The 17717-nt window shown below is 66.8% G+C and carries 16 protein-coding genes; 8 read left to right on the plus strand and 8 right to left on the minus strand.

The genetic code is table 11. The annotated features are described in order from the left end of the window. Positions 1–107: 107 nt before the first annotated feature. A complete protein-coding gene (locus NFH66_RS12005; RefSeq protein WP_349610468.1) occupies positions 108–1001 on the minus strand; it encodes an MBL fold metallo-hydrolase in 894 nt (297 codons plus the stop codon). A 202-nt stretch (positions 1002–1203) separates the two neighbouring features. On the opposite strand from NFH66_RS12005, the gene NFH66_RS12010 reads away from it, so the two are divergent. Further along, positions 1204–2178: a GlxA family transcriptional regulator gene (locus tag NFH66_RS12010; RefSeq protein WP_349610469.1), complete on the plus strand. Its 975-nt coding sequence runs from the start codon at positions 1204–1206 to the stop codon at positions 2176–2178. Positions 2179–2269: 91 nt separating this feature from the next. Here the strand turns inward: NFH66_RS12010 and NFH66_RS12015 are convergent, their stop codons facing one another. Both NFH66_RS12015 and NFH66_RS12020 read right to left on the minus strand, forming a co-directional pair. Further along, the gene (locus NFH66_RS12015; protein ID WP_349610470.1) at positions 2270–2647 is read right to left on the minus strand and encodes a thiol-disulfide oxidoreductase DCC family protein; all 378 of its coding nucleotides are present in this window, start codon (positions 2645–2647) and stop codon (positions 2270–2272) included. 241 nt (positions 2648–2888) lie between these two features. Continuing rightward, complete coding sequence (locus tag NFH66_RS12020) at positions 2889–3368, minus strand: YbhB/YbcL family Raf kinase inhibitor-like protein (protein ID WP_349610471.1); 480 nt, start codon at positions 3366–3368, stop codon at positions 2889–2891. 68 nt (positions 3369–3436) lie between these two features. On the opposite strand from NFH66_RS12020, the gene NFH66_RS12025 reads away from it, so the two are divergent. After that, positions 3437–3901, plus strand: a complete 465-nt coding sequence (locus NFH66_RS12025) for a flavodoxin family protein (protein ID WP_349610472.1) — start codon at positions 3437–3439, stop codon at positions 3899–3901. 243 nt (positions 3902–4144) lie between these two features. Beyond that, positions 4145–5158, plus strand: coding sequence for a TAXI family TRAP transporter solute-binding subunit (locus NFH66_RS12030; protein WP_349610473.1), 1014 nt, complete (start codon positions 4145–4147; stop codon positions 5156–5158). 88 nt (positions 5159–5246) lie between these two features. Here NFH66_RS12030 and fadA read toward each other — a convergent pair whose 3' ends face one another. Both fadA and fadB read right to left on the minus strand, forming a co-directional pair. Continuing rightward, on the minus strand, positions 5247–6425 hold the full coding sequence (gene fadA / locus NFH66_RS12035) for an acetyl-CoA C-acyltransferase FadA (RefSeq protein ID WP_349610474.1): 1179 nt from the start codon (positions 6423–6425) through the stop codon (positions 5247–5249). Positions 6426–6454: 29 nt separating this feature from the next. Then, positions 6455–8638, minus strand: a complete 2184-nt coding sequence (fadB, locus tag NFH66_RS12040) for a fatty acid oxidation complex subunit alpha FadB (protein ID WP_349610475.1) — start codon at positions 8636–8638, stop codon at positions 6455–6457. A gap of 353 nt (positions 8639–8991) precedes the next feature. Between fadB and NFH66_RS12045 the strand changes: the two genes are divergently transcribed. Both NFH66_RS12045 and slyA read left to right on the plus strand, forming a co-directional pair. Further along, a complete protein-coding gene (locus NFH66_RS12045; RefSeq protein ID WP_349610476.1) occupies positions 8992–10281 on the plus strand; it encodes a DUF5924 family protein in 1290 nt (429 codons plus the stop codon). A gap of 74 nt (positions 10282–10355) precedes the next feature. After that, positions 10356–10805 (plus strand): transcriptional regulator SlyA, encoded by a 450-nt coding sequence (gene slyA, locus NFH66_RS12050; RefSeq protein WP_349610477.1) that lies wholly within the window; start codon positions 10356–10358, stop codon positions 10803–10805. On the opposite strand, the gene NFH66_RS12055 is transcribed toward slyA, so the two are convergent. After that, positions 10802–11332, minus strand: a complete 531-nt coding sequence (locus tag NFH66_RS12055; RefSeq protein WP_349610478.1) for a preprotein translocase subunit YajC — start codon at positions 11330–11332, stop codon at positions 10802–10804. The two genes, slyA and NFH66_RS12055, sit on opposite strands and share 4 nt — an antisense overlap. A 124-nt stretch (positions 11333–11456) precedes the next feature. Here NFH66_RS12055 and NFH66_RS12060 point away from each other — a divergent pair, with 124 nt between their 5' ends. After that, positions 11457–11903 carry a universal stress protein gene (locus NFH66_RS12060; protein ID WP_349610479.1) on the plus strand — a complete coding sequence of 149 codons (447 nt, stop codon included), beginning with the start codon at positions 11457–11459 and terminating at the stop codon, positions 11901–11903. Positions 11904–11954: 51 nt separating this feature from the next. Here the strand turns inward: NFH66_RS12060 and NFH66_RS12065 are convergent, their stop codons facing one another. Further along, complete coding sequence (locus tag NFH66_RS12065; RefSeq protein ID WP_349610480.1) at positions 11955–13934, minus strand: ATP-binding cassette domain-containing protein; 1980 nt, start codon at positions 13932–13934, stop codon at positions 11955–11957. A 123-nt stretch (positions 13935–14057) separates the two neighbouring features. Between NFH66_RS12065 and NFH66_RS12070 the strand changes: the two genes are divergently transcribed. Both NFH66_RS12070 and NFH66_RS12075 read left to right on the plus strand, forming a co-directional pair. Continuing rightward, entirely contained in the window at positions 14058–14951 is an 894-nt protein-coding gene (locus tag NFH66_RS12070; RefSeq protein ID WP_349610481.1) for a TatD family hydrolase, read from the plus strand. Between the two features lie 11 nt (positions 14952–14962). Then, positions 14963–15466 (plus strand): hypothetical protein, encoded by a 504-nt coding sequence (locus NFH66_RS12075; protein ID WP_349610482.1) that lies wholly within the window; start codon positions 14963–14965, stop codon positions 15464–15466. A gap of 9 nt (positions 15467–15475) precedes the next feature. On the opposite strand, the gene NFH66_RS12080 is transcribed toward NFH66_RS12075, so the two are convergent. After that, positions 15476–17641: a dehydrogenase E1 component subunit alpha/beta gene (locus NFH66_RS12080; protein ID WP_349610483.1), complete on the minus strand. Its 2166-nt coding sequence runs from the start codon at positions 17639–17641 to the stop codon at positions 15476–15478. Between the last annotated feature and the right edge of the window lie 76 nt (positions 17642–17717).

Genomic DNA, 17717 nt, shown 5'->3' on the forward strand with positions numbered 1-17717 from the left:
CTTGCATATGCCCGCCCACCTGGCGCTCTTAGCGCGCGGCCCAAATATCCTCAAAGCTTTGGAAATGAAGCTGCCTGTCTATAACGACAGGCAGCCTTCGGGGGAGTTTAGAAGTTGATCGTGACACCATCCTCGGGGATTTCTACACGATCTTCGATGCTGTTTTCCTGCACGTACTCTCTCAACTCGTCGCGTGTCAACGCCATATGGTTGATGGCATCCATGTGCGTGGCGACTATCGTGGCCTCTGGAGCGGCCTGGGTAGCGCGCAGCACGTCTTCCTTACCCATGATGATAGCGCCTTCATAGTCGCTCAACAGTGCATATCCAGCGTTGAGCACGACGATCTCAGGATCGTACGCCTCAAGCGCCAGGTCGACTTCGTCGCGCCAGATGGTGTCGCCTACCAGGTAGAGGGTCTCCTGGCCTGGCGCCTGGAAGACCACGCCCATGGCGTCGCCGAGGAAGGTCGCGACGTCAGCCGAGGCATACATTTCATCGGTGCCGTGCTGGCCACCTGTCCTGCTCAGGGTCACGCCATCGAACTCGGCCTTGTAGGAAAGGACGCGCACGTTGGTGAAGCCCTGCTCACGGATCATCACCGCATCGGCCTGGTGCTGCGCGAAGAGCGGGATATCCTTTGGCAGCGCCTGCTGCGCGGCATCATCCCAGTGGTCCAGGTGGGTGTGGGTGACGATCACCGCGTCCACGTCGGCGATAATCTCCTGCGCCGGCATCGGCAGGTCCACCAGGGGGTTGCGCCGCGTGCTGCGGTAGGTGCCCTCGAATCCCGGATAAGTGCCCTTCTTCGACAGCATCGGGTCGAGCAGGAAGGTCGTGTCACCATAGGTGATCTTCACCGTCGCATTGCGGATCTGCTGCAACTGCACGGCGTCGGTCGTCGCCTGCGCGGTCTCCCCCGATTGTGCCTGGGCAGTGACTGCACCAGCGGTCAGGCTCAGTGCCATCGCCAGCGAACTGGCAAGCATTTTCATCGTCATGTGGATCTCCAGTGAGTGGCCCTTACAGGTGGAACGCTATTGTGAGGGCAGCCGCTCATGCCGGAAACTGGCCTAAATGACAATTAGAGATAAAATTGGGCCAATAGTGAAACGAGTTGTATGCAAGCGGCTCTCGCTGGATATTGACCCGAAAAAGTCCATTCGATACATTTGGGCCATTCCTGAGAGATGAGGCAAGTCCATGTCGTGCGTGCGCGTTGTCGTCCTGGCCTTCGACGGTGTCAGCCTGTTTCATCTTTCCGTGCCCGGCATGGTCCTCGGTGCAGATGACGGTTCCGGCCTGACTCACTACGACGTGACCTATTGCGCAGAGATACCCGGCCGGATACGCAGCGATCAGGGCATGGTGATCGAGGTGCCCCATGGGCTGAAAGCCATGGACGAGGCCGATATCGTCATCATTCCGGCCTGGAGTGATCCAGACGTACCGGCGTCCCGCGAGCTCATCGACGCGTTACGACGTGCCCATGGGCAAGGCACGCTGATCGTGGGGTTATGCCTGGGCGCCTTTGCACTGGGGGATGCGGGGCTGCTTGACGGACGTGAGGCAACCACGCACTGGGTGGCGCGCGATGTGTTTGCCCGGCGCTTTCCCGATACCTTGTTCCGCCCGGATGTGCTGTATGTCGCCGCTGACAACATCATCACCTCCGCCGGCACGGTCGCCGCCATTGACTGCTGTTTGCAGTTGATTCGCCAACGTCATGGCTGCGAGGCGGCGAATCATGTCGCCCGGTTGCTGGTCACGCCGCCGCACCGCCCGGGGGGGCAGGCACAGTACATCGAACGCCCCGTCCCGAAGCTTACCGACAGTCATCGTTTGCCCGGTGTGCTGGAGTGGGCGCGAGAGCATCTGTCGGAACCGCTGTCGCTCGACACCCTCGCCGGCGTAGCGAAGATGAGCCGGCGCACCTTTACCCGACGCTTTCGGGAGGCAACTGGCACCACCGTCACCAAGTGGCTGAATGCCGAGCGGGTCGCCAGAGCGCAGCAGCTGCTGGAGACCACCGACCTGCCGATCGAGCGCATCACCTCGGAGGTCGGCTTTGGTACGACCCTGGCACTACGTCAGCAGTTTGCCGCTCAGCTAGGCACGTCGCCGTCGCATTATCGACGCAACTTCTGCAACCTGTTGCGCTCGGCAGCACCGCAGTAGGGCGATGCTCCGTCAGGGACTCATGCCTTCGCCAGGCAAGACTGACCGATCAGAACCTCATCTCCACGGCGAGGCGTGACGCCAACGCGGTTCACGGCAGGCGCCCCTGGCGCGCCAGGCGGCGCCGAACCCAAGCGTCATAGAGCCGCCGTAGCAGCGGCTTGAGGCCAGGCAGGCCGATCAGCCAGGCGACAGGGCGCAGGCGCGGCACCCGGCGCATCAACAGGATATAGGCATCGATGCCCTCGCGGATGCGCCCGCCCTCGTCCTCCACGTGCAGGGAGAGCAGCGCCGCCTGCGGATCGACGCCCCTGTCGCGCAGCGCCTGCTGGTGCTCGGTGACATCGCACCACTCCACCTGCGCCCCCGCCTCCTCGCCCCAGTGCTCGTAACGGGCGCGATCGCGACGGCAGCGCGGGCAGATACCGTCGTAATAGACCCTCAGGACACCACCATCTCGCTCCGGCATCACAGACCTCCGCTTTCCGCACCGACATGACCAAGCCCCTGCACATCGCCCATGGGAAAACTCCAATTCCCCCTCATGGCCGGCGATCGCCTCACCATGGGCGCCTCCCCTTACGAAAGCAATGCCACCAACAAGAGCGTCACATGAGGCAGCGCATCCCGATAGCCCTTACTTCCAGGGGCAAGACGCACAGGCTCCCCGGCAGCGAAGGATGCCGGGGAGCCCTGCGTTGGCGGCTGGCTCAACCGCGACGGTAGGTGCCCACCAGGCGATTCATGCCCAGCAGGTGCGGCTCGACCTTGACCAACAGGTCATGCAGCGAGAGCCCTTCGGGCAGGTCGTCGGTGGGCTTGTCCAGCGCCAGGATCCAGAAGTAGTAACGGTGGATGCCATGCCCCTCCGGGGGCATGGGGCCGCCGTAACCCAGCTTGGCGAAGTCGTTCTTGCCCTTGGTGCCCACACGGCTCGCCTCCTCGAGGCTGGTGGTGGAGGCCGGGATGTTGTAGAGCACCCAGTGCACGAACCCGTAGGTGCCATTCTGCACCAACGGGGCGTCCGGGTCGTGGCAGATCAGCGCGAACCCCTTGGTGCCCTTCGGGGCATCCTGCCAGACCAGTGCCGGCGAGAGGTCATCGCCTTCACCCGTATGCTTGGCAGGAATGGTCCCCCCATCCTCGAAGGCGGGACTGGAGAGTCGCAGGGTCGACAGGGCGAATGCCATGGATGATCCTCCTGATGAAAGCGAACAAGTGCCGATGTAGCCTGGGAAACAACCGAGGAGCTGTCAACATGTCCAAGCGTCTGCTGATCGTCGCCCACGTCCCCTCCCCCAACACCGCCAGGCTGCGCGAAGCCGCCGAACGAGGGGCACGCCACCCCGAGGTCGGGGGCATCGAGGTGGTGGTCAAGGCCCCGTTCGAGACGGGCCCCGACGACGTGCTGGCCTGTGATGCCATCCTGCTCGGCACCCCCGAGAACCTCGGCACCATGAGCGGCGCTCTCAAGGACTTCTTCGATCGCAGCTACTATCCGCTGCTGGACAAGACCCAGGGCCTACCCTGCGCGCTCTACGTGCGCGCCGGCCACGACGGCACCGGTACCCGCCGCGCCGTGGAGAGCATCGTCACCGGCCTGCGCTGGCGCTGGGTCCAGGCCCCCCTGATCCTGCGCGGCGAGTGGCAGGAGGCCTTTCCCGAGCGGGTAGAGGAGCTCGCCATGACCATGGCCGCGGGGCTCGAGGCAGGGATGCTATAAGCTTATTCGATCAAACTCCTCTGAAGGTCGCCCCCCCTCTCCTGCCACCTGCTATACCTCAAGAGAGCCTCCCCCCTAAACGCAGGGAAGGAAGGGGCCGTTCGACACCCCTTGGCCGACACCGACAACACGATAACACCCCAGCCTGTCGACCAGATGCGAGACGAAGTCGCTTGCCTGGCTTCCCCCTGAGCCATCCGGTTCGGGTGTGCCTCTGGCCGACTCACCGTTGCGAGGTGAGTCATGCAAATCACCGCCCGACGGCTGGCCATCGCCATGGCCAGCCTGCTTCTCAGCCTTCCGCTTTCCGCGCCCGCCGAAACAGCCCTGATCATCGCCACAGCGAGCCCGGCCGGCGTCTACCATGTGGTGGGGCGCGCCCTTTGCCGAGCCATCGACACGCCCTGCCGGGCACAGCCAAGCGATGGCTCCAGCGCCAACCTGCGCGCCCTGCGCCGGGGAGAGCTGATGTTCGCCCTGGCCCAGTCCGACATTCATCAATATGCGGTGCAGGGCATCGAGGGATTCCGCGAGGCCGGCCCGGACACCTCACTGCGCTCCATCTTCTCCCTGCACAGCGAACCCTTCACCCTGGTGGTGCGTCGCCGCACCAACATCAGGGGATTCGAGGATCTGCAGCACCGTTCGGTCAACATAGGCAACCCCGGCTCAGGGCAGCGCAGCACCATGCTCCGGCTGATGGACGCCCGTGGCTGGACGCGCAGCGACTTCCGGCAGGTTCACGACCTGCCGGCCGACCAGCAGTCCATGGAGTTGTGCCACGGCAACATCGACGCCATGGTCTACACCGTGGGACACCCGAACGCCTCGGTAGCCCAGGCAATCCGCCTCTGCGATGCCGAGATCGTCGACGTCGAGGGGAGCTTCGTTGACCTGATGGTCAACGCCTTCCCCTACTTCACTCGCGCCTCGATCCCGGCCGGCCTGTACGCTCCCGAGCAGAAGGAAGTGCACACCTTCGGAGTCAGGGCCACCCTGGTGACCACCCAGGAGACCGACCCCGACCTGGTCTACCGACTGGTCGCAAGCGTCTTCGACGACTTCCCTCGCTTCCAGTCGTCACATCCCGCCCTCGGCGAACTGACGCCCCAGATGATGATCGAGGATGGGCTCAGTGCGCCGCTGCACGAGGGGGCCCTGCGCTACTACCGCGAGCGGGGATGGCTCCCGGCAGAGGCCCTGGCCACCCCGAACGCGGCGCTTGGGCGACGGGTCGACAGCGCCCAGGCGAACTAGCTCCCGCACCAATGCCGGCGAGTCGTCCCAGAAGAGAACGGCGGCGCCCCAAAGGGCGCCGCCGCTGTTTTCTGTATCGAGTCGGCCCTTACTTCAGGCGCTCGAACACCGTGGCCACGCCCTGGCCCATGCCGATGCACATGGTGGCCAGGCCCAGGGTGGTGTCGCGCTCGCGCATCACGTTGAGCAGGGTGGTGCAGATGCGCGCGCCGGAACAGCCAAGGGGGTGCCCCAGGGCGATGGCACCACCATGCAGGTTGACCTTCTCCTCCATGACATCACGCAACCCCAGGTCCTTGAGCACCGGCAGCGCCTGGGCGGCGAAGGCCTCGTTGAGCTCCACGGCGTCGAGGTCGTCTACGCTGAGGCCGGCGGCCTTGAGCGCCTTCTGCGTGGCCGGCACCGGGCCATAGCCCATGATTGAGGCGTCGCAGCCGGCCACACCGGTGGAGAGCACCCGGGCGATGGGCGCAAGGCCCAACGCCTGGGCACGCTCGTAGCTCATCACCGCCATGGCCGAGGCCCCCACCGAGAGCGCCGAGGAGGTGCCCGCGGTGACGGTGCCACCGCGGGGGTCGAAGGCCGGCTTGAGTTCGGCCATCTTCTCCAGGCTAGCATCGGCGCGAATCACCTCGTCGCGCCGTACCAGGATCCGGCGGCCCTCGGCATCGTGGCCCTCCACGCCGATGATTTCGCGGTCGAAACCGCTCTTCTCCATGGCCGCCAGGGCACGCTGGTGGGAGCGCACGCCGAAGGCATCCTGCTCCTCCCGGGAGACGCCATGCATCTTGCCCAGCAGTTCGGCGGTAAGTCCCATCATCATGGCCGCCTTGGCGACATGCTTGCTGGCCGCCGGGTTGACGTCGACACCGTGGGTCATGGGCACGTGCTCCATGTGCTCCACGCCACCGATCACGTAGAAGTCACCCATGCCGGCCTTGATGTTGGCCGCGGCGATGTGCAGCGCGCTCATCGAGGAACCGCACAGGCGGTTGACCGTCTGGGCCGGCACGCTGCGCGGGATGCCGGTCAGGATCGCCGCGTTGCGGGCGATGTTCATGGACTGCTCCAGGGTCTGGTTGACGCAACCCCAGATCACGTCATCCACCTCGGCCGGGGCGAGGCCGGGATTGCGCTCGAACAGCGACTGCATGACGGCGGCGGAGAGGCTCTCGGCGCGCACGTGTCGAAAGGCGCCGTTCTTGGCCTTGGCCATGGCGGTACGCACACAGTCGACCACCACGATATCTCTCGGATTCAAGCTCATTTCTTGCGACTCCTGTAGGGGTGGTGGGGTCAGGCCTGAGCCTGGACCTGTGTGGCGTAGAAGCACTCGCCGGCAGCGGCCATTTCGCGCAGCTTGTCGGTGGGCGCATAGAGGGCACCCAGCTCCTCGGCCAGGCCGTCGGCCAGTGCGACGAAGGCATCCACGCCCATGGCATCGATGTAGCGCAGCGCCCCCCCGCGGAACGGCGGAAAGCCGATACCATAGATCAGTGCCATGTCGGCCTCAGCGGCGCTGCCGACGATGCCATCCTCGAGGCAGCGCACGGCCTCCAGGCACAGCGGCACCATCATGCGCGCGATGATGTCGTCGTCGCTGAACTCACGACTCTCCCTGGCCACCCCCTTGACCAGCTCGATGGCCGCCTCGTCAAGGACCTTCTTCGGCTTGCCCTTGCGATCCTCCTCGTAGGCGTAGAACCCCTTGGCGTTCTTCTGCCCCAGGCGATCGTTCTCGTACATCAGCTGAATGGCGCTGCTTTCGCCCTCGCCTCCCAGGCTGCCCATGCGCTCGGGGAAGCCCTTGGCCATGACCTCGCCGGCATGCACCGCGGTATCCAGGCCCACCACATCGAGCAGGTAGGCGGGCCCCATGGGCCAGCCGAACTTCTCCATCACCTTGTCGACCCGGGCGAAGTCGGCGCCCTGCTCCATCAGCCGGCTGAAGCCGCCGAAATAGGGGAAGAGCACCCGGTTGACCAGAAAGCCCGGGCAGTCATTGACCACGATCGGCGTCTTGCCCATGGCACGGGCATAGGCCACGGTGGCCGCCACCGCGGCGTCACTGGTCTGCTCGCCGCGAATCACTTCCACCAGCGGCATGCGATGCACCGGATTGAAGAAGTGCATGCCGCAGAAGTTCTCGGGGCGCTTGAGGTTGGCCGCCAGACGATCGATGGAGATGGTGGAAGTGTTGGAGGCCAGGATGGTCTCCTCACCCACCTCGGCCTCAACCTCGGCCAGCACCGCCGCCTTGACCTTGGGGTTCTCGACGACCGCCTCGACCACCAGGTCGACGTGGCCGAAGTCGCCGTAGGAGAGGGTCGGGCGGATGTTGGTGAGGCGCGCGGCCATCTTCTCGGTGGAGAGCTTCTTGCGTTCTACCTGCTTGGTGAAGAGCTTGCGCGCCTCCTTGAGGCCAAGTTCGACGGCCTCCTCCTTGATGTCCTTCATCAGGATCGGCGTGCCCTTGGAGGCGCTCTGGTAGGCGATGCCGCCCCCCATGATGCCGGCGCCGAGCACGGCGGCCTGCTTGACCGGGCGCGCCTGCTTCTCGTAACGACTCCCCTTCTTCTTGACCACCTGGTCGTTCATGAACAGGCCGACCAGGTTGAAGGCCACGTCGGTCATCGCCAGCTTGGCGAAGGCCTTGGCCTCGATGGCCTGGGCCCGGGCACGCTCCTCACCGGCACCCTTCTGGATCACCTTGATCGCCTCCACCGGCGCCGGGTAGTGCGGGCCAGCCTTGCCCTTGACGTAGCCCTTGGCCGTCTCGAAGGCCATCATCTGTTCGATGGGGCCGAGCTTGAGCGGCTGCCGCTTCTCCTCGCGGCGGGCACGGTAATCCAGCTCGCCGGCGATGGCGCGGGCCAGGATGTCGCGGGCCGCCGCCTCGAGCGACTCAGCCGCCACCACGGCATCAACGGCGCCCATCCTGAGGGCGGCGTCGGCCGTGTTCTGGGTGCCGCCGGCGATCCATTCGATGGCGTTGTCGGCACCGATCAACCGCGGCAGGCGAACGCAGCCGCCCCAGCCGGGCAGAATGCCGAGCTTGGTCTCGGGCAGGCCGATCTGGGCGGACTCACTCATCACCCGGAAGTCGGTGGTCAGCAGCACCTCGCAGCCGCCGCCGAGCGCCAGGCCATTGATGGCGGTGACGGTAGGAAAGGGAAGATCCTCCAGGGCGTTGAAGATCCCGTGGACCCGCATCAGCATCGCTTCCAGGAAGTCACCGCCCTTGCCGAACATGGCCTGGAACTCGGTGATATCGGCGCCGACGATAAAGGCCTCCTTGGCGCTGGTGAGCAGCAGGCCCGCCAGGCCGGTCTCGCCCTTGAGCGCCTTGACCGCCTCCTCCAGTTCGGTGACCACCGCACTGGAGAGCTTGTTGACCGACTCATCCTTGAGATCGAAGGTCAACGTGGCGATATCGTCATCGCCGCGTACCACCCCGATGGCATTACCCTGATAGATCATTCCGTGAACCTCCCGATTTCATACGGACGTTTGAATGCCCACAGCTTGGGTCAGCCTGGCGCGCACGTCAAGTCTCTTCCCCGGTGACTCAGGGCTTTCCCAGATAATTAGCAGGTCAGTATCCCGGGGCTGATCTGGCGACAAGCCTACGAGGAGGCGCTGTAAATACCTCCCTGTACGCTACCTCGGCCGTCCCTGGTCCTCGGACCTCCTCTTCGGCTTATCCCCAGCGCCCCTTGCCTCCGGTAACTGCGATAGCCCTTCCCGCTGACTCAGCAGTATGGCAGCCAGGCCAGCCAGCTATGCTGCTAGGATAACGGGCTTATCGAGCCGCCAGCTCAAACGAGACAACCATGCCCACCCCACACGATACGCCATCCGCCAGCCGCATCACTCGCCTGCAGGCCCGCACCGAGGCACTTATCCACCGCCTGCGCCCGTGGAGCTGGCTATGGCCCCCCATCGCCTTTGCCGCCGGCCTGGGCAGCTTCTTCCTGGTCGAGCGCCAGCGCTGGCTGGGTGCCCTGCTGGCGTTGGGAATGCTTGGGGCCTGGCTGCTGCTGCTCTCCGAAAGCCTGATAGGACGGCTGCTGGCGCGCCGCGGCTATCCCACCCTGCCCCACGGCGCGACCCAGTTCATCGCCCAGATGATCCACCAGGAGACGCTGTTCTTCTGCCTGCCCTTCCTGCTGGCCACCACGGTGTGGAGCAGCGGCCAGGCGCTGTTCACCCTGTTGGTCATCAGCATGGCGCTCTTCTCCATCGTCGACCCCCTCTACTACCGGATCGCCGACCGGCTGCGCTGGCTCTATTTCGCCTTCCACGCCCAGTGCGTCTTCCTGGTAGTGCTGGTCGCCCTGCCCACGCTGCTCCACTTGACCACCTACCAGAGCCTGCTGCTGGCCATCGTCGCCATGCTGCTGTTCAGCCTGCCAAGCTTGCTCCACCTGACCGCCAACCAGCGCGGCAGGCGCTGGCTGACGGCGCTTACCCTGCTGCTGCCACTGGCCGGTGCCGCCTGGCTGGGGCGCATCTGGGTGCCACCGGCCAGCCTGTGGATCACCGCCACGGCGCTCTCGCCGGGCTTCGACGAGGCCGCACGGATGCCCAACGGCGAGCTGCGCCTCACCCCCGAGGCGCTGAGCAGCCAGGGGCTGTTCGCCTATACGGCAATCCGTGCCCCACGCGGCCTGCGCGAGGAGATTCATCATGTGTGGCGCCAGGAGGGCCGGGAGGTCGACCGCATCCCGCTGGTGATCGAGGGAGGCCGCGAGGCGGGTTATCGCGCCTGGAGCCATAAGCAGAACTTCCCGATGACGCCCACGGGGCGCTGGCGCATAGACGTGATGACAGAAGGCGGCCAGCGCATCGGGGTGATCCGCTTTCGCGTGGCCGAGGATGAATCGGCCACCCTGGCCGATGGTCGTCCGCGCCGGCCAGCGGGCCTGCCAGGGCTGGCCTGGCAACCCTCTATACCCAGCGATGGTGGGGCCGAAAGTGAAGCGGACGTCTCGCCACAAGGCGTCACCGAGCGGCCCCCCGCCACCGGCGAGGGCGGCAATGAGAGTGGCGATGAGAGTGGCAATGACAACGCTGACAATGACGCCCCCGAGGCGCCGGGAACTGCACGGAAAAGCGAATGATAAGCCCGCTTGCAATCCACGCAGGGGGTTCCGACAATTCAGGCATACTTCCTGAGCCGAAGGGCCGCTATCCCATGCAAGAGAACATCGGGTTCCAACTCAGCCGACTGCCTCGCCTGTGGCGCGCAGTCATCGACGAACGCCTCGCTCCCCTGGGGCTGACCCAGACCCGCTGGGTCACGCTCTACCACCTGTGGCGACTGGGCGACGGCCAGCCCCAGTGCGACCTGGCCCGCACCATCGGGGTCGAGGCGCCTTCGCTGGTGCGTACCCTCGACCAACTCTCGGAACAGGGCCTGGTGGAACGCCGCCCCTGCGGTCAGGATCGTCGCACCAAGCGAGTCTATCTCACCGCCGCAGCCGCCCCGCTGCTCGAGCGCATTGACGACGTGGTGCGCCAGGCGCGCAACGAGATGCTGGCCGGCCTCGAGGAGGCCGAGGTGACGACACTCATCGAACTGCTGTCACGCATCGAGGCCAATGGCCTGGCACTGCAGGCGCGTGGCGATGCAGCGGAGCACTAGATGACGGGAGGCGCCGGCGGCCCGGATGCCTGGGGATCATCGGGACGCCCCGCCAGGCCATCACGCAGCGTCTCGAAATCCGCAAGATAGGTCGAAAAACGCTCGTAGCCCTGGGATTCATGCCACCACAGGATCAGGGCCCGGGCATTGGACTCCACCACCAGGGCGTCCTGGGGAAGCCGCTCCAGCAGCCGCTTGAGCGTTGCCTCCAACGCGTCGGGCAGGGGCCGCAGGGGCTCCACGCGCCAGCGCCAGTCGTGGGCGAAGGGCTTGAGTGCCGCGGCCGCGTGCGAGCCGCGCACCAGCATGAAGTCCGGCCCCGGCCGCTGCGGCGGGTAAGCCCAGCGATACGCCGGCATCGGCACCTTGTCGCCATGCAGCGGCGATACCTGCAGCGCTACCTTGAGCCCGCTCTGCATGGCGGCGTTGCGCAGTGCCACCACTCGCTTCTGTCTCGGGCTGGGCTTGAGCCACATCACCGGCGAGATTACCAGCAGCATGGCCAGCAGGATGAACAGCCAGATCATGGGTGCCTCTCTTTTCATATAGATAGATGCGAAATGCTTGATGTAGACCGTTGTCTTGCGGAGCCAGCCGGCCTAGAGTGAAGGCACTCTGTTAACCGCGCCACATGCGTCGAGGAGCCTTCCCATGAGCAACGAGTATCGTCACATCCTGGTCGCCGTCGACCTGACCAAGGACTCCCACAAGGTGCTGGAGCGCGCCGCCCAGATCGCCGACCGCAACCAGGCCAAGCTCTCCATCATGCACACCCTGGAGCCGCTGGGCTTCGCCTATGGCGGCGACATCCCCATGGACCTGACCAGCATCCAGGACCAGCTCGACGACCATGCCAAGCACCGTCTCGCCGAGATCGCCGACCCGCGCGTGGCCAAGGAGGACCAGCACGTGGTGGTGGGCATGCCCGACACCGAGATCCACCGCTTCGCCGAGGAGCACGACATCGACCTGATCGTGGTCGGCTCCCACGGCCGTCACGGCTTCGCCCTGCTACTGGGCTCCACCTCTACCGGCGTGCTCCACGGCGCCCAGTGCGACGTGCTGGCCGTGCGCGTGGGGCAGAAGAGCGCCGAGTAACCACCTGCTGCCACCGTCACCCACTCTGCAAGGCGCCTCCGGGCGCCTTTCTCATGTCTCGCCGGACGCCTGTGCCTCCAACTCCATCCACCGCTCCATGGCGGCATCGAGCTCGGCCTGCCGGGCGGCGAGCGCCTCCAGGGTCGCGGTCACCTTGCCGGCCTCCTGCTGATAGAACCCCGGGTCGCCGACCCGAGCCTCGAACCCGGCGACCTCCCCTTCCAACCGTTCGATCTCCGCCGGCAGACCATCGAGTTCGCGCTGCAGCTTGTAGGAGAGCTTGGCGGATTTCTTGGCGACACGCCTCGTGCCAGCTGACGCCTGATCGGCCGCGGCCGCCTTTTGTGCCCCCAGGGCAGCAGCCTGCGTCTCCCCCGGTGGCGCCGGCGACGGCTCCGCCACCGGCTCGGCGTGCTGGCGCGCAGCCCCTTCCCAGGGGGCCGGCGGCAGAGTGCCGCCCTGGCGTACCCAGTCGCTGTAGCCACCCACGTATTCGCGCACCCGGCCCTCGCCCTCGAAGGCCAGCACGCTGGTGACCACGTTGTCCATGAAGGCGCGGTCGTGGGAGACCAGCAGCAGGGTGCCGTCGAAGTCGAGCAGCAGCTCCTCGAGCAGCTCCAGGGTCTCCACATCGAGATCGTTGGTGGGCTCGTCGAGCACCAGCACGTTGGCGGGCTGGGTGAACAGCTTGGCCAGCAGCAGACGATTGGACTCGCCACCGGAGAGCGCCTTGACCGGCTGACGCACCCGCTCCGGGGTGAACAGAAAGTCCTGCAGGTAGCTCATCACGTGGCGGTCGCGGCCGCCCACGGTGATGCGATCGCTGCCCTGGGCGACGTTGTCGTAGACGGTCTTCTCTGGCTCCAGGCCGGCTCGCAGCTGGTCGAAGTAGGCCACCTGCAGCTTGGTCCCGAACTGCACCTTGCCTGCGCTCGGCGCGAGCTCCCCGAGCAGGATCTTGAGCAGCGTCGTCTTGCCGGCACCGTTGCGGCCGATAAAGCCGATGCGGTCGCCGCGCTGCACCTCCAGCGAGAGGTCGTGGATCACCGCCGCGCCGCCGAAGCGCTGGGTGACGTGCTCGAGGCTCACCACCCGCTTGCCGCTGCGCTCGCCGCTGTCGACGGAGAGCGCGGCCTTGCCCTGGCGCTCACGGCGCTCACTGCGCTCCCGGCGCAGCTGCTCCAGGGCCCTGACCCGGCCCTCGTTACGGGTGCGCCGGGCCTTGATCCCCTGGCGGATCCAGGCCTCCTCCTGGGCAAGCTTCTTGTCGAACTCGGCATGCTCGCGGGCCTCGATCTCCAGCTCGTGGCTCTTCTGCGCCTGATAGGCGGCATAGTCGCCGGGATAGCGGCCCAGGCGCCCGCGATCCAGCTCGAGGATCGCCGTGGCCAGCCTCGACAGGAAGGCACGGTCGTGGGTAATGAAGAGCACGGCACCATTGAAGTCCAGCAGCTGCTCCTCCAGCCAGGCGATGGTGTCGAGGTCGAGGTGGTTGGTGGGCTCGTCGAGCAGCAGCAGGTCGGGCTCGGCGACCAACGCCCGGGCCAGCGCCACGCGCCGGCGCCAGCCACCGGAGAGCGCCGCCATCTCCGCCTCGGCGGGCAACCCCAGCCGGGTCAGCACCACATCGATACGCTGGTGGAAGGACCAGCCGTCGATGGCCTCGAGCCGCGTCTGCAGCTCGGCCATGCGGCGCATATCGGGCTCGTCCTCGTGGATCAGGTGCTGGTACTCGGAGAGCAGCTCGCCGGCCTCGGGCAGGCCGCCGGCCACCATGTCGAAGATGGTCTGGCCTGAGGCCTCGGGAAGCTCCTGGGCCAGCACGCCGATCTTGAGCCCGGGAGCGCGCCAGATATTGCCGCCGTCGGGCAGGGTCTCGCCGGCCACCAGGCGCAGCAGCGTCGACTTGCCGGTGCCATTGCGCCCCACCAAGGCCAGGCGCTCGCCCTTCTCTAGTACCAGGTCGGCGCCGTCGAGAAGCACATGGGTGCCGTAGGCCAGTTGCAGCTGTTCCAGACGTAGCAGGGTCACGCGGGGTCCTCCTCGATCGACAGGGCGCCCAGTGTAACGCAAGCGCGCATGAACGTGGCCGTGGCATACGCGCGACGGGTAGAATAGCGCCCCCTGCCGACCTCACCGCACAGGAGCCAAGGCGTGGCCGACACCTCCGACGACTTCCTCCCCGAGACGCTGCGCATCACCTCGCCCAGACCGCTGGTCGACATCGGCGCCAACCTGACCCACGACAGCTTTGCTCGGGACCTCCCGGCGGTGCTGGGGCGCGCCCGGGCGGCCAACGTGACCACGCTGATTCTCACCGGCACCGACCGCGAGCACGCCGAGCAGGCGGTGGCCATGGCCCGTGAGCACGCCGGCGGGGGGCTGGCGCTGCATGCCACCGCCGGGGTCCACCCCCACGATGCCAACCGCTGGGACGCGGGGCTTGCCGCCGCCATGCGCGAGCTGCAGCGCCAGCCCGAGGTGGTGGCGGTGGGTGAATGCGGTCTCGACTTCAACCGCAACTTCTCTACCCCCGCCGAGCAGGAGCGCGCCTTCGAGGCACAGCTGGGACTGGCCGCGGAGAGCGGCAAGCCACTGTTCCTCCTCGAGCGCGACGCCGGGCGACGCATGCGCGAGATGCTGCATGCCTTCCGCGACGAGATCACCGATGCCGTGGTGCACTGCTTCACCGCCGATCGCGCGACCCTGTTCGGCTATCTCGACCTGGACCTGCACATCGGCCTGACCGGCTGGCTGTGCGACGAGCGCCGGGGCCACCACCTGCGCGAGCTGGTCGCGGAGATCCCCGCGACGCGGCTGATGGTGGAAACCGACTGCCCTTACCTGCTGCCGCGCAACTTACCTGCCAAACTCAAGGGCAGGCGCCACGAGCCGGCCCTGCTGCCGTGGATAGTGCGTGAGATCGCCCACTGGCGCGGGGAGAGCGAGGCCGAGCTGGCCGCCGCCACTACCGCAACGGCCCGACGCTTCTTCCGGCTGCCGGCCGACGCCACCCGTGAAACACGCCACGGCGACACGACATCATGAGGACACCCGACATGCCACCCAAAGGCGACGACACTTCGATCCCCGGCTTTATCGCCGTGGAGACCCGCGATGAAGGCGGCCTGCCGCTGGCAATCGCCTGGACGCTGCCCGACGGCCGCATCAAGCACACCCTGATCCAGCCCGATGACGAGTGGCTGGAGGACGAATTGGTCTCGCTGGGCGGCTACAGCCTCGAAGAGCTCGGCAGCATGGGAGTGAGCCCGCTGGACATCATCCGCGAACTGGAGAACGATCATTTCAGCGCCACCCTGTTCACCGCCGGTGTCGGCGACGACGAGGCGGCCCTGTCACGGCTCTTCGATACCTACGGCCTGGACCCCTTCGTCGAGCTGGCCCCTGCGGAGAGCCTTTATGCCGGCCTCACCCCCGGCGACTGGTCGCGGGCGCGGGGCGAGCTGTTCGGCGAACTGGGGCTCGAACCCTTGCGCCCGGAGCACGAGGTGGAGGTGATGCTGCGGCTGCATCAGCGGCTCCACGGCGGCGAGGCGGACTGACGCGCCCGACTACCGCCCCAGTAGCTCCCGGGCGTGCACCACGATGTCCTCCACGGAGGGCAGGGTCACGGTGGCGGCGCGCCCCAGGGGAATGAAGCTGTCCTCGGCGGTGAGCCGCGCCAGCCGCTTGCCCTCCAGGCCTCGTTCCACCAGCCCGGTCACCAGCTCTTCGCTCACCGAGCCGGAGCGACGGCACTCATCGACGATCAGCACCCGCGCGCAGTCGGCCACCGCGGCATGCACCGCATCGTGGTCGATGGTGGTGAGCCAGCGCAGGTCGAGGATGCGCAGCGCCACCCCTTCGTCTTGCAGGCGTTCCGCGGCCTGCCGCGACAGGTAGACGCCGTTGCCGTAGCTGATGATCGCCAGCTCCCGCCCGTCACCCCACTGACCCAGCTCACCCACCGCCAGGCGATGCTCGGGCCCCGGGTCCGGAAAGCACCAGGCGCCATCGCCCTCCTCCCGCAGGTCGCGGGTATGGTAGAGGGCGATGGGCTCGATCACCACCACCACCCGCTGCTCCTCGTCGGCCAGGCGCACCGCCTCCTGCAGCAACCCTACCGCATCGGCCCCGTTGGACGGGCAAGCTACCAGCAGGCCGGGAATGTCGCGCAGCACGGCGATGGCGTTGTCGTTGTGGAAGTGGCCGCCGAAGCCCTTCTGATACCCCAGCCCGGCGATGCGTACCACCATCGGATTGGTGTACTGGCCACTGGAGAAGAAGCTGAGCGTGGCCGCCTCGCCCCGCAGCTGGTCCTCGGCGTTGTGCAGGTAGGCCAGGAACTGGATCTCGAGGATCGGTACCAGGCCATTCTGGGCCATGCCGATGCCGAGCCCGAGGATGCTCTGCTCATCGAGCAGGGTATCGATCACCCGGTGCGCCCCGAAGCGCGCCTGCAGCTTCTGGGTCACCCCATAGACGCCCCCCTTGCGGCCGATGTCTTCTCCCGCCATCACCAGCTGCGGGTAGCGACTCATCAGCCGCTCCAGGGAGCGATTGAGCCGCCGCGCCAGGGTATCCGGAGTGACATCGGCCTCGCCTCGCCAGGGCCCGATCCGCGACGGGCGAGGCGGCGGCACGATACTGGCCATCACCTGCTCCGCATGCTCGAGGCGCGGGCGACGGATCACCTCCTCGGCACGTCGCGCCACCCGCTCGCGCAGCTCGTGATAGCACTCGGCGATGGCGTCCCGACTCAGGATGCCGTGGCGGCGCAGCAGGCCGGCGCTGACCAGCAGCGGGTCCCGGGCCTCGTCGGCCTGGATTCGGACCGACGAGAGGTAGGCCTGCTGGGCATCGGAACCGGCATGCCCGAAAAGGCGGACACAACGCATATGCAGGAACACCGGCCGCCGCCGGGTACGCGCGACCTGCACCGCCTGACGCGCCGCACGCCAGGTGTCGAGCAGGTCGAGGCCGTCGCAGGCCAGGTAGTCAACGCCGGGGCGTGAGGTCATGCTCGCCGCGATCCACCCCTCGGGGGTAGGGGTCGAGATGCCGATGCCATTGTCCTCGCAGAGCCACACCAGCGGCATCGGCAGGCCCTGATAGGCACTCCAGGCCGCGGCATTGAGAGCCCCCTGGGCGGTGGAGTGGTTAAAGGAGGCATCCCCGAAGCTGCACAGTACCACCCCGTCATGGGGCCATTCGCCCCGACTCCCCAGGCGTCTCGCCAGGGCCAGCGAGTGGGCAGCGCCCATGGCCTTGGGCAGGTGGGAGGCGATGGTGCTGGTCTGGGGCGGCACATTGAGGGTCTTCGATCCAAGCACCTTGTGGCGACCACCGGAGATCGGGTCCTCTGCACTCGCCGCGAAGCTCAGCAGCAGATCGCGCAACGGATCCTGCCCCGGCACCATGCGCGCTCGCTGGATGAAGAAGGCTGCGTCACGGTAGTGGAGAAAGGCGGGATCGGTAGCTCGCAACGCCATGGCCACGGCGGCATTGCCCTCGTGGCCGGCGCTGCCAATGGTGTAGAAAGCCTCGCCGCGCGCCTGCAGGCGACGCGCCTGGAGGTCCAGGTGGCGGCTCATCAGCTGCGATTCGAAGAGCTCGACCAGGGCTGCGGGAGAGAGCCCCGCCTGCGCAAGGGTCAAGGCCTGCCCAGGCGCGGGCCAATCGTCCCGGTCCAGGGCCTCGAGGAAGCGCTGTTCCTGGGGGAGCGGTTCGGGGTACACGATGCCTCCAGCGGCCGGTGATCCAGCCTCTACCCTAGCCTGTCCGCGATCACGGCGAACAGCGCCCGCCGCTCAC

The sequence above is a fragment of the Halomonas sp. H10-9-1 genome (assembly GCF_040147005.1).
Taxonomy (GTDB): Bacteria; Pseudomonadota; Gammaproteobacteria; order Pseudomonadales; family Halomonadaceae; genus Halomonas.